Below are 12,256 nucleotides of genomic sequence, written 5' to 3'. Positions count from 1 at the left end.
GTTTAAATAATGCTGTTTTTTAATCCAGCTTTTTGTTTTCGACTTTCGTTGTTTTATCAATTTTAAACGCTCTGATGGGATCGTTATAATAGACAAATTTTGCTGTGTTCTGAATATGTCCTTTTAAAGAATCTTTTACGTTTACTTCTGCATAATTTCCATTTTTGGAGTCAATATTCAGGTTGGTAATTTTCCAGTAAGGCGCAATTAAACTTGCTGTGTCTGAAATCTTTATGACTGCATCTTTCGACAATCCAAGGAAATTAGCGCGGCTTCTGTTATGCATTTCCACTTCTGCTCTTCTGGTGTTGACAGAGCCCATGAAGCTGGCATTATTTTTCATACTAAGCCTGAAATTGTCTGTTTTGATTTCACTTGAAATATTGACTTCAACAGAATCGGAAACAGCAACTTTTTCAAGATTATATTTTGAATAGATCGTTACATTATAAAAATCGACTCCTTTTGTACCTTTTTTTTCTTTGATGAAAAGTGTTTTGTCTTCTACATCCACATCCAGATTATTGGCTACATTCGGATAGGTCTCTATTTCTACAAAATTCTTCGGACCTCTGGCATAAAATACACGAAATTTCCCTTCCAGGTCAAGGTTTACAAATTCCGGTACATCCACATCTTTCTTTTCAATATTTCCTTTTGGAGAAACTTTTCCACAGGAAACTACTGCCATCAGCATCAATGTGTATACAACTTTTTTCATATTTAATTTTAAATATTACATTATTATCGTAACAATTCGTACTGAAAATCCCTGAAAGTTTTTTCATATCTCTCATTAGACTTTCAATATTACTTTGAACAAAAATAGGATTAAAATTTCTAAAAATCTTTGTCTTTTGACAATAAAATACCTGATCATTTTTAATTTTCTGCTTTTCAGGGAAAAGACTGTTTCCTATTTATACTTTGTCTTTATTTTTTTATAAAACCACGTTTTAGGGCTTCCCGTCATTGAAAATAAAAGCAGGTAATTTTTACTTACACCGGAAATTTTCATAGGAGTTACATTTTCATCATCATTATACTTCATTTTCAACAGATTATTTTCTATCTGATAAGTTCCGCTGTTGCCCATTGAAGTGAAAGTTTTATCCTGATAAAAGGTCAGAACTCCTGCTCCATATCTGGAATTGTTTGTTTTATTTTTCAACGTATCCGTATTAGAAATTTCTCCATCATAAATATCAATAAACTCCCATGAACCGTAAAGTTTATTTGATGAACATGAGACTGCAAAAAGTAACAGAAAGTAAAAAAGAATAGATTTGAGTTTAAACATCCGGATTTAAAGTTTTTATAAAAATACAAAAAGCACTCTGGAATAGAGTGCTTTGTATGTATTAAAATTGGAATGATTATTTTTTGCGTAACCACCCCGTCAAAAATTCTTTGAATTTTCGCCACCCCTCCAAAGGATGGGAATGGCCATACATCAACTAAAGGTTTACATTAACAGATTAGTTTTCAGTACATTTATTAAATAATCACCTAAATTTATATTACTTCGTCAATATTATAATTCTTATGCTCACGGTTGGTTCTGATAATCATTTCTCCTAAGAATCCTGCGATAAAGAGAAGGGTTCCCATGATCATCATGGTTAATGCGATAAAGAACCATGGATTATTGGTAATCAAATGTCCGTAAATTCCTCTTGCCACATCAATCAGTTTAGAAATTCCCAGCCAAAGTGCTGAAAGAAATCCAACAATAAACATTAAAGTCCCTACCGCTCCGAAGAAATGCATTGGTCTTCCCCCGAAACGGCTTACAAACCAAAGGGTTATCAGATCCAGAAATCCTCTGATGAATCTTTCCGTTCCGAATTTTGAAGTTCCGTAAGGTCTTGCCTGGTGCTGTACTTCTTTCTCGGTAATTCTTCTGAAACCTGCATTGGCAGCCAATACCGGAATATAACGGTGCATATCTCCATACACATCAACCGATTTTACCACCTGTCTTTTATAAGCTTTCAGACCACAGTTGAAGTCGTGAAGGTAAACTCCTGAAACTTTTCTCGCTGCCGCATTGAATAGTTTTGACGGAATATTTTTCGTCATTACATTATCAAAACGCTTCTTTTTCCAACCGGAAACGATATCATAATTATCATGAATCACCATATTGTACAGTTCCGGAATTTCTTCAGGAAAATCCTGTAAATCGGCATCCATTGTAATCACTACATCACCGTTTGTTCTTTCAAAAGCGGCATGAAGCGCCTGTGATTTTCCATAATTTCTGGAAAATTTAATAGCGTGGATCTGAGGATACTGAACTTTCATATTCTCAATAATACTCCACGACAAATCCGTACTTCCGTCGTCTACAAACCAGATTTCATAAGATAAATTACTGGTTGTACATACTTTATCAATTCTTGAAAAAAGTTCTTCCAGAGAGTCTTCTTCGTTCAGTAACGGAATAACTATAGATAAATTCATTTAATTTTAATAAAAATTAGGCTTGATTGGTTTCTTCGGGTTGATGTATCATTCTTGTTCTGAAAAATGCTCCGAAAAACACCGACAAAACTACGTAAAATATAAGAATTGCTGCAAAATATCCTGAAAAATGACTTGCGGTAAGCATATCTTTTCCTTTAACCGCCTCAGGAGTGAAGCTTTGCAGTCTTTCTTTGTATTTCTGATCCAGTTCATCAATATCCTTCTGATGTTTCAGAATTTTTCTTGCAGAAGTATATTCTGTATCCAGTTCTGATTTTTGTCTCTGAACATATTGATAGTTCAAAAGGCTTTTTGCAGCAGGATCAACGAAGGTTAAAAACGCATAAATACTGAAGATGGAAAGAACTCCTCCGATAAACATCGGAACAAATGCTCTTTTGAAAGCATCTTTAAATTTTACCACTCTATGGTTGTTCCAGTAAGATTTTACAGACCAGAAAGCAGCTCCGGCATATAAAAGAGGTAAAACAAAAGCATTGGCTTTCAAAGAGATATCAAAATAATTGATTCCTGAGAAAAAAGTATATACTACAAAGAAAACGATCATTGTAGCAATAAAAAGTATAATTCCTAGTGTTGATGGACTTTTCGTCATATTTAAATTTTTAGAAAAAAGTTGAAAAATTTTCCCTCTAAATGTCAGGCGTTTAGCTTTACCACTGCATTTTTTCGACTAATTTTCTTTAATAAAGTTTTGAAGTTTATAAAATATTCCTACCTTTGCAACGGCAAGTCCTAAACAACCAGCTCCTGAGAATCCTCCAGGGTGGGAACGCAGCAAAGGTAATCGGTCGTAGCGGTGTGATTTAGGTAGCTTGCCATTTTTTTTTGGTTTAAAGTAAGAAGAGAGGTAATTTGATAATTATCTTTTTTTGTTTTTAATACCTTACGCATCATTTTCATTTTTCTAATTTTCGGATTACCTCCGGTTTTGTTATCGATTAAAATTCGAACGTTTCTCCTAATTTTGGTAAAACAAGTTCTACATTTTTATCAGCGAAATGCTTTAGTGCACTTTCATGGTTGATTTCAATGGCAGGAAAAGTATCAAAGTGACATCCGATCACTTTTGGTGTTTTTAACAGTTCTGCTGCTGCAAAAGAAGCTTTTCTGGGGCACATCGTGTAGTGGCTTCCGATGGGAAGAATAGAAAGGTCGATGTTTCCGTATAGTCTCGGGAACAGCTCCATATCAGCCATTACTCCTGTATCACCTGCCAGATAGATATTCTTACCTTCAGGAAGTCTGAAGATATACCCTACAGGAACGCCTCCATAGCTTCCATCCGGGAAAGAACTTGTATGGTGAGCCGGAACCATGGAAATTTTAAGGTCGTCGATTTTTGCCGATCCTCCTAAGTTCACATCGTCTTTATTTTTTGCCTGCTGGAAATAACCGCATACTTCAGGAACTCCAATGATGGTAGCTTCCGGATAGTGCTGCAATACTTCTGCTACATCAGCAATATGATCACCGTGCGCATGAGTTAATAGGATGTAGTCGATTTTTTGGGCAGAAATGTCAAAACCTGACTCTGCTTTTTTGTAATTGTAAAAAGGGTCACTCAGAATTGTTTTGTCCTTGTAGGTAAACAGGAAACAATTTTGCCCTAAGAATTGTATTTTCATTTTAAATTTAATTTCAATTATTATTAAACACAAATGACTCAAATCATTTCACAAAGAACACCATGAGATTAGTGACATTTGTGAAAGCATTCGTGCCATCTGTGTTTTCTTTAATTTGTTATTTTGATGGGAATTTATCCTCAATCAATCTTAAATTAATCCCATGTTCCAGATAAGCTTTACATCCATCTAAAACAGTCGTAAAACCTCCTGTATTGTCATTAATTACTTTTAGCAGATCTTCACCCGTTTGGCTGAATCCATAGCTTTTAATGATCACTAAAGTTCCTTTTTCCATGGTTTTGAATTCATAATCTACGTTCGTTGAAGGCTCTCCCCACTCTGTTCTGATGAGCTGGTTTGGAATGATCTGAAGAACCTTCACTTCGGATTTCACGCCATACATTTCCCACTCCCAGATAATGGTTTTACCTTCTTCCAATTTTCCGGTGGATTTGGTAAACCAGAAATGAGTGGTTAGTTCCGGATTGATGAATGCTTCGAAAACATCTTCAACCGGCTTCCTGATAAGCATTTGAGCTTCAACGTATGCATTAGAACTCATGGTATAATATTTTAGATTTAGTGAAATAAGTTAAGTCCGGCTGCTGTAAGAATTGCCATTACAAAAGTCATGATTCCTACCTGTTTTAAGTACTGGTCTAATTCTTTTGGTTCTTTCACCGACATGATGCTTCTTCTCAGCTTGGCTAATGGGAATAAAAGGATCATTACAATAAACACATAGTAGTTTTGCTGCTGTATAAACCCGTTTACTCCTAAAAAGATAAGGATAAGCACCAATGGTAACTGTAACAGGACCATTTCATAGATCATTGCATTTTTGAATCCGATTCTCAATGCAAAGCTATTTTTCCCTGATAATCTGTCGCTTTCAATATCTCTCATATTGTTCAGGTTAAGAACCGCCATACTCATCATTCCAACCGCTGTTCCGGGTAATAATATATCCCAGCTGAAAGTTTTTGTAAACAGGAAATAGCTTCCGCACACAGAAACCAGTCCAAAGAAGATAAACACGAAAATATCTCCCAATCCCATGTATCCGTAAGGTTTTTTACCTACCGTATATCCAATTGCGGCAAGAATGCATGCTACTCCCAATCCTATGAAGATATAGAATTCATTCATATAGTTTGGAATAAAAGCTACGTACAACAAAGCAATGGTAGCAATGAAAGATAATACTGCGAAAAGAATCACAGCATTTTTCATCTGTTTTGCGGTAATTTTCCCTGATGCTACCGCTCTTGCTTCAGCTTCATTGATTCTTTTGGCGTCTGTACCTTTTACTCCGTCACCATAATCATTGGCATAATTTGATAAAATCTGGTATAAAAGCGTAACCAACAGAGCGAGTGCAAGGATTTTCCAGTCCCAGGTACCGCCTTCTCCGTAAAGTCTCCATTTTGCAATGAAAGCTCCCATAATAATTCCGCTTAAGGAAAGCGGTAAAGTTCTTAGCCTTGCGGCTTTTATCCAATCCGTCATATTTTTATCATTGATAAGCGATAATTGATAAATGATAATATCATTCATCAATTATCAATTATATTTTTAGGATATCCATTGATCTTCTCCGAAGTTAGGTTTTCTTTTTTCAAGAAAGGCATTTCTTCCCTCCTGAGCTTCTTCTGTCATATACGCAAGACGGGTAGCTTCTCCTGCGAAAACCTGCTGCCCTACCATACCATCATCTGTAAGGTTCATAGCAAATTTCAGCATTCTGATAGAAGTCGGGGATTTAGCTAATATTTCCTGTGCCCATTCGTAAGCTGTATCCTCTAGTTCTGCATGAGGCACCACTTTATTCACCATTCCCATTTCGAAAGCTTCCTGTGCAGAATAGTTTCTTCCTAAAAAGAAAATCTCACGTGCTTTTTTCTGTCCTACCATTTTAGCAAGATAAGCAGAACCATAACCACCATCGAAACTGGTAACATCTGCATCAGTCTGTTTGAAGATAGCATGTTCTTCGCTCGCTAAAGTAAGGTCACATACTACGTGAAGTGAGTGTCCGCCACCAACTGCCCATCCGGGAACAACAGCGATCACCACTTTCGGCATAAAACGGATCAGACGCTGAACTTCAAGAATGTTCAGACGGTGTCTTCCGTCTTCTCCTACATACCCCTGGTGTCCTCTGGCTTTCTGATCTCCTCCACTGCAAAATGCCCATCCTCCGTCTTTTGGACTTGGTCCTTCTCCTGACAGCAATACAACGCCTATTGAAGGATCTTCATAGGCATCATAAAAAGCATCATATAGTTCTGAAGTTGTTTTAGGTCTGAATGCATTACGTACTTCAGGTCTGTTGAAAGCAATTCTTGCTACTCCGTTAGATTTTTTATAGGTAATATCTTCGTATTCCTTGGCGGTTTTCCACTCGATCATCTTATAAAAATTTTTCTCAAAGATACGGAATTACAGAGAAATTTTCAGGTTGAAATTGAAGGTTCATCTCTATAAAAAAAGAAATTTTGAATGCATGAATCCGGCATGAAGAGAAACTGCATAACAGGGTCGGTAATAAATCAAACCTAACAGGTTTTTAAAACCTGTTAGGTTTATAAATTTAATTCAAAATCATAAAAGGCCTGCAAACTTCTATATGAAACATAAAATCCTGATATGAACTTCATTACTTTGTGTTTACAATAAAAAAAACCGGAACATTTCTATTCCGGCTTTATCTGTTGTGTCAAAAAATGATTATTTTGCACCAGCAGCTGTAAGTTCAGCTTCTTTAGCTTTCATTTCTTTAACTTTATCCATGTTTTTAGTTACAATGTAAATTTCTTTTAACGCAGTAACCGCATCAAGACTCTTTGGGTTGGCTTTATACCATCCTTCAGCATATGGTAGTGCTTTTCCAAATCTTTCTCTTCTTGCATCAATCAGCTTAGAAGCTTCATCCGGCTTGTCTTTTCTTAAGGCATTGATCTCTCCTACTACTTTAGCATCATCACCAATAGTCGTATATACTAAATTCTGATATGCATCAGAGAAATCAGGCTTCAGCTCAACAGCTTTTTTGAACGCTTCCAAAGCATCGTTAACAGTAGCCGGGTTTTTAGCCTGCATTACCCCAAGGTTATACCAGTTTGTAGCATCGTTAGGGTTTTTAGCCAATTGTTCTTTCAATCCTGAAACAAATTTGTCTGTATTTCCAGACTGAAGGTATGCTGTAGTCTGAGCTTCTTTAAGCTTAGCATTGTTTGGGAATTTAACCAAACCTTTTTCGATAATCGTAAGAGCCTCAGTTGGTTTTTTAGCATTCAAAAGCAATGAAGACAAAGTTTCATACAAATCAGACTCTATACTTTTAGTCTGTTCTGTCTTGAAATCACTGTAATCAGGGTTCTTTTTCATTAGTTCCCAGGTAGCTTTATCAAGATTTACAACCTGACCTGTCTTCTTCTCTTTTGCAGTGTATGTAGTTTCTACTCCTGTAAATCCGGAATTGATAAGGTCTGTATATATTTTGATAGACTGATCAGTGTTATTAGCTAACGCGTGGCTCAATCCGGCATAATACATATATATTTTATTATCCTGCCCGTTAGCCTTTAACAAGTCGTAGACTTCTATAAACTTAGGCGCTGCAGCAGCATAGTTTTTTGCATTATATGCATCCATAGCCACTTTATTAGCTTCCTGAAGCTGAGCATTTAAAGCTGCCGCATCTTTTTTCTGCCCAAAAGCAAAAGCAGATGCTACGATAGCCATTCCTAAAATTAGTTTCTTCATAATAACTATTTTATATTTATATTGTACAATTTATTCGGAATCAGAATTCTCATTTTCCTCTGCAGAATTTTCATTTTCAGCCTGAGGAGCCTCTTCGTTTTCCTGGTTATCAAATAGCGATCCTACAACACCTTCTTCTGTTTCTTCAAGTTCTTCAGAATCTTCCTCTACATCTTTATCCATTTCTACTTTTGCAATGGCTGCAATTTCGTCATTTTTCTTAAGGTTGATCAGTTTTACACCCTGAGTATTTCTACCCATTACTCTCATTTCATCCATTCCCATTCTGATGGCAACACCGGATTTGTTGATAATCATCAATCCGTCTTCGTCTGTTACGTTCTGAATAGCAATAAGATTTCCTGTTTTTTCAGTAATATTAAGCGTAATAACTCCTTTTCCTCCTCTGTTGGTAATTCTGTAGTCTTCTACCGCAGTTCTCTTACCATATCCTTTTTCAGATACTACAAGTACTGTTTCGTTCTCTACATCGTTCACAACAATCATACCAATAGCTTCGTCACCATCTTCAAGCAGGATTCCTCTTACCCCGATAGATCCTCTACCTACTTCTCTTACTTTCTCCTCAGGGAAACGGATACACTTACCATTTTTAGTGGCAATCATGATCTGAGAAGTTCCATTGGTAAGGTAAGCTCCTAATAGCTGGTCATTATCTCTGATTTCGATAGCATTCACCCCGTTTACTCTTGGTCTTGAATAGGCTTCCAACGATGTTTTCTTGATGGTTCCGTTTTTAGTTACCATCACGACGCTCATCTGATTTACATATTCGGAATCCTTAAGGTTGTTGGTTCTGATATATGCTTTGATCTTATCATCCGGTTCAATGTTGATAAGGTTTTGTACTGCTCTTCCTTTTGCCGTTTTGGAGCCTTCAGGAATTTCAAATACTCTTAACCAGTAACATCTTCCTTTTTCAGTGAAGAACAGCATATACTGGTGGTTGGTTGCAGAAACAATATATTCAAGGAAATCGGAATCCCTTGTCGTTGCCGCTTTATTACCTACACCACCTCTACTTTGGATTTTATATTCTGAAAGAGAAGTTCTCTTGATGTATCCTGCATGAGAAATAGTAAGAACGACAGATTCATTAGGAATGATATCTTCGATAGACATTTCTCCTCCTGAGTAATCTATTTCAGTTCTTCTTTCGTCTCCGTATTTTTCTTTGATTTCGATTAATTCTTCTTTAATGATCTGGAATCTTCTCGGCTCGTTAGCTAGGATGTCTTCCAAATTTGCGATTTCTTTCATAATCGCATCATACTCATCACGGATCTTATCAAGCTCCATTCCTGTAAGACGGGCTAATCTTAGATCAAGAATTGCCTGAGCCTGAATATCAGAAAGTTCAAAAGCTTCGATCAAGCCTTCTTTTGCAGCCTGAGGGTTGGCACTGTGACGGATAATAGAGATTGCTCTGTCTAAAGCATCCTGAGTTCCGATCACCTTCATAAATCCTTCAAGAATATGTGCTCTCTCTTTTGCTTTCTTAAGCTCATACTGAGTTCTTCTTACGATGACCTCGTGTCTGTGCTCTACAAAGTGATGAATGATATCTTTAAGGTTCAGCTGCTCCGGTCTTCCGTGTACCAATGCAATATTGTTTACACTGAAAGAGGTCTGAAGTGCTGTATATTTATATAATAGGTTAAGAACGACATTCGGTATTGCATCGTTTTTCAATTCATATACAATACGAAGTCCTTTTCTATCCGACTCATCTCTGATTTCGTGGATTCCCGGGATTTTTTCGTCTTTAACAAGCTCTGCTGTTCTGGCGATCATTTCCGCTTTGTTTACCTGATAAGGGATTTCGGTAACAATAATCGCGTTTCTGTTTCCGATTTCATCAAAGTTAACTTTAGCTCTTAAAACAACTCTACCTCTTCCTGTATGGAATGCATCTCTTACTCCGTCATATCCATAGATGATACCACCTGTAGGGAAATCCGGTGCAATGATGTGCTGCATCAGTTCGTCAATCGTAATTTCTTTATTATCGATATACGCACAGATTGCATCTACAGATTCTGAAAGGTTATGAGGCGCCATATTCGTTGCCATACCTACCGCGATACCTGAAGTACCATTTACCAAAAGATTCGGAACTTTAGTCGGCATTACCGTCGGTTCCTGTAAACTGTCGTCGAAGTTATTCTGAAAATCAACTGTTTCTTTGTCCAGGTCTGAAAGAACCTCATCAGAGATTTTTTTCAATCTAGCCTCGGTGTAACGCATTGCTGCAGGCGGGTCACCATCCATGGAACCAAAGTTACCCTGTCCGTCTACCTGAGGATAACGCAAGCTCCAGTCCTGAGCCATTCTTACCATAGCATCGTATACAGAGGAATCTCCGTGCGGGTGGTATTTACCCAAAACGTCCCCAACAATTCTCGCAGATTTTAAATATTTTCTATTAGAAAACACCCCTAGTCCATACATACCATACAGTACTCTTCTATGAACGGGTTTCAAGCCGTCTCTTACATCCGGTAACGCTCTTGAAACGATAACGGACATCGAATAATCGATATAAGACGACTTCATTTCATCAACAATGTTGATAGGAATCAGTCTTTCTCCTTCTTTTTGCATAAACAAATTTTATTGTAATGATATTCAAACTCTTAGCTGTAAGTTTGAAAATTATTTATTTCCAATTTTTATTAACGGGCTAATTTACGAAAAAAAAGCCGATTTTTGTGGTAGAATTTATCCAAAAAATCTTAAAAATTCATAAAAATATGAGCGTATTAAGTATAACTTTCCACTGCACAAAAGATAACCTGGAAGAATGGGAAAATTATATTGATGAAACACTGGTTTTAATGACTGAAAACCTTATGGATGTCAACAAATATATTCTTTCTGAAGTGCACAGTGACTTTATTGAGGAAGGTAAAAATTATAATCTCCTGCTAATTTTTGATAATAATGAACTGAGGGAAGATTTTATTAAAAGTGAACTTTTAAATATTTCCGAAAGAATTGAGAAAAAGTTCGGACAGGAAGTAATGGTTTTCAATACTTTCCTTAATCCAAAGAAATCAAGATTATAATAGATCATAAAAAAAGCACTGAAAAAAATTCAGTGCTTTTCTTTTTATCTGTGATGTCCATGACCGCGGCCTTTGTGATGATGCCCGCGATCGTCATAAATATACACTTTCTTTACCTGTCCTGGTGCGTAGTACCTTGCACTTCCGCCATAATACCTTTTTGCATGACCCGGTGGCATTCTTCTTCCATGATGATCGTGTACCACACAAGATGACAGCATTAAAACTACCACAGCTACCCCAGCCATTTTAAACAAACTTTTCATTATTTTCACTTTTTCAATTTCGATAGCGAAATATATCAATGTTAATGCCAAAATAAATTGAAATTAAGCTAATGTATGTTAAAACTGACTGCTAATTTTTTATTTTTTGTACCAGTTAATAGCCGCTTCTTTTTTTCACCTGCCCAGGAGCATAGTCTTTTGCACTTCCTCCAAACACTTTTTTAGCCTGTCCTGGCGGAACTGTTTTAACCCGGCGTCCATTGTCATGCACCACACAAGATGATAACATGAATGTTACAATAAGAACTCCTGTAATTTTAATCAAATTTTTCATTATTTCTATTTTTCAACTTTATTTAATATAACAATGGTAGTGCCAAAGGTTAAAAAAATTAAAGTTCAAAGCTCAAAGTTTAAGGTTTAAGGCTGGAATAGATGGGCTTTTATTGTCGATGGTCAATTTTGCTTCGCAGGTCAATGGGGAATTTTGTTATGGAGAATTATATTACCAACAAAATCATCAATTATCAATCATCTATTATCGATTATAGTTCTCTAGACGATTTCACTTCTTTTTTCCATCAGGATAATATCTTTCCACTCTCCGTTGAGTTTTCCGATTTTTTTACGGACGCCTACGATTCTGAAACCGTTTTTCTGATGAAATTTGATAGAAGTTTCATTTTCGGAGAAGATATTGGTCTGTAATGTCCAGAATCCGTGATCCTCGCTATCCAAAATCAATTTTTTAAGCAATACGGAACCCAATCCCTTTCCCTGATATTCGTTATCAAAATAAATGCTTACCTCTGCAACTCCTTTATAGCATTCTCTTTTGCTGACCGGTTTTAAGGCACACCATCCCACAACTTCATTATTTTCATTTTCCAGTACCCAGCGGCAGTCGTTAAAATAGCCCATGCTCCATGCTTCAGCAGTTGGAACTTCTGTTTCAAAAGTGGAAATCCCACCGTCTATTCCCTGGCGGAAAATTTCAAGAACCCTGGCTTCATCAGTGGGAAGCATTTCTCTTAATTCGTAATTCATCGTA

Annotated in this window: 14 protein-coding genes and 1 other RNA gene; 2 read left to right on the top strand and 13 right to left on the bottom strand. The window is 36.6% G+C overall.

Annotated features, from left to right (window positions below; genetic code table 11):
* Nucleotides 1-19 precede the first annotated feature (19 nt).
* The 4 genes from ACLI50_RS02830 to ACLI50_RS02815 form a co-directional block, all read right to left on the bottom strand.
* Nucleotides 20-721, bottom strand: coding sequence for a GIN domain-containing protein (locus ACLI50_RS02830; RefSeq protein WP_411413104.1), 702 nt, complete (start codon nucleotides 719-721; stop codon nucleotides 20-22).
* A 195-nt stretch (nucleotides 722-916) separates the two neighbouring features.
* Nucleotides 917-1,300 (bottom strand): hypothetical protein, encoded by a 384-nt coding sequence (locus tag ACLI50_RS02825; RefSeq protein WP_411413103.1) that lies wholly within the window; start codon nucleotides 1,298-1,300, stop codon nucleotides 917-919.
* 215 nt (nucleotides 1,301-1,515) lie between these two features.
* Nucleotides 1,516-2,466, bottom strand: coding sequence for a glycosyltransferase family 2 protein (locus ACLI50_RS02820; protein ID WP_110010230.1), 951 nt, complete (start codon nucleotides 2,464-2,466; stop codon nucleotides 1,516-1,518).
* A 16-nt stretch (nucleotides 2,467-2,482) separates the two neighbouring features.
* Nucleotides 2,483-3,085, bottom strand: a complete 603-nt coding sequence (locus ACLI50_RS02815; RefSeq protein ID WP_411413102.1) for a DUF4199 domain-containing protein — start codon at nucleotides 3,083-3,085, stop codon at nucleotides 2,483-2,485.
* A gap of 131 nt (nucleotides 3,086-3,216) precedes the next feature.
* On the opposite strand from ACLI50_RS02815, the gene ffs reads away from it, so the two are divergent.
* Nucleotides 3,217-3,314: signal recognition particle sRNA small type (gene ffs, locus ACLI50_RS02810), an RNA gene on the top strand.
* Between the two features lie 117 nt (nucleotides 3,315-3,431).
* Here ffs and ACLI50_RS02805 read toward each other — a convergent pair.
* The 6 genes from ACLI50_RS02805 to gyrA all read right to left on the bottom strand — a co-directional run bounded on the left by ACLI50_RS02805 (nucleotide 3,432) and on the right by gyrA (nucleotide 10,514).
* Entirely contained in the window at nucleotides 3,432-4,118 is a 687-nt protein-coding gene (locus ACLI50_RS02805) for a metal-dependent hydrolase (protein WP_227942233.1), read from the bottom strand.
* A 118-nt stretch (nucleotides 4,119-4,236) separates the two neighbouring features.
* The gene (locus ACLI50_RS02800; protein ID WP_343642722.1) at nucleotides 4,237-4,683 is read right to left on the bottom strand and encodes an SRPBCC family protein; all 447 of its coding nucleotides are present in this window, start codon (nucleotides 4,681-4,683) and stop codon (nucleotides 4,237-4,239) included.
* A 17-nt stretch (nucleotides 4,684-4,700) separates the two neighbouring features.
* A complete protein-coding gene (gene menA / locus ACLI50_RS02795) occupies nucleotides 4,701-5,630 on the bottom strand; it encodes a 1,4-dihydroxy-2-naphthoate octaprenyltransferase (RefSeq protein WP_202844387.1) in 930 nt (309 codons plus the stop codon).
* A gap of 66 nt (nucleotides 5,631-5,696) precedes the next feature.
* On the bottom strand, nucleotides 5,697-6,533 hold the full coding sequence (locus tag ACLI50_RS02790; protein WP_034697698.1) for a 1,4-dihydroxy-2-naphthoyl-CoA synthase: 837 nt from the start codon (nucleotides 6,531-6,533) through the stop codon (nucleotides 5,697-5,699).
* 318 nt (nucleotides 6,534-6,851) lie between these two features.
* A complete protein-coding gene (locus ACLI50_RS02785; protein WP_110010234.1) occupies nucleotides 6,852-7,889 on the bottom strand; it encodes a tetratricopeptide repeat protein in 1,038 nt (345 codons plus the stop codon).
* 30 nt (nucleotides 7,890-7,919) lie between these two features.
* A complete protein-coding gene (gene gyrA, locus ACLI50_RS02780; RefSeq protein WP_343642718.1) occupies nucleotides 7,920-10,514 on the bottom strand; it encodes a DNA gyrase subunit A in 2,595 nt (864 codons plus the stop codon).
* Between the two features lie 149 nt (nucleotides 10,515-10,663).
* On the opposite strand from gyrA, the gene ACLI50_RS02775 reads away from it, so the two are divergent.
* Nucleotides 10,664-10,978, top strand: coding sequence for a DUF4286 family protein (locus ACLI50_RS02775; RefSeq protein ID WP_227942238.1), 315 nt, complete (start codon nucleotides 10,664-10,666; stop codon nucleotides 10,976-10,978).
* A gap of 44 nt (nucleotides 10,979-11,022) precedes the next feature.
* Here the strand turns inward: ACLI50_RS02775 and ACLI50_RS02770 are convergent, their stop codons facing one another.
* From ACLI50_RS02770 to ACLI50_RS02760, 3 genes are all read right to left on the bottom strand, one after another.
* Nucleotides 11,023-11,244 carry a hypothetical protein gene (locus ACLI50_RS02770; RefSeq protein WP_411413101.1) on the bottom strand — a complete coding sequence of 74 codons (222 nt, stop codon included), beginning with the start codon at nucleotides 11,242-11,244 and terminating at the stop codon, nucleotides 11,023-11,025.
* Between the two features lie 115 nt (nucleotides 11,245-11,359).
* Nucleotides 11,360-11,539: a quinol oxidase subunit 4 gene (locus ACLI50_RS02765; RefSeq protein WP_343642712.1), complete on the bottom strand. Its 180-nt coding sequence runs from the start codon at nucleotides 11,537-11,539 to the stop codon at nucleotides 11,360-11,362.
* A gap of 221 nt (nucleotides 11,540-11,760) precedes the next feature.
* Nucleotides 11,761-12,252 (bottom strand): GNAT family N-acetyltransferase, encoded by a 492-nt coding sequence (locus tag ACLI50_RS02760; RefSeq protein WP_120231341.1) that lies wholly within the window; start codon nucleotides 12,250-12,252, stop codon nucleotides 11,761-11,763.
* Between the last annotated feature and the right edge of the window lie 4 nt (nucleotides 12,253-12,256).

The organism is Chryseobacterium cupriresistens (assembly GCF_046614675.1).
In the GTDB taxonomy this organism is placed as follows: Bacteria; Bacteroidota; Bacteroidia; order Flavobacteriales; family Weeksellaceae; genus Chryseobacterium; species Chryseobacterium cupriresistens.
The sequence above is the reverse complement of the archived record's forward strand: the minus strand, read 5'-3'. Positions and strand labels throughout refer to the sequence as shown.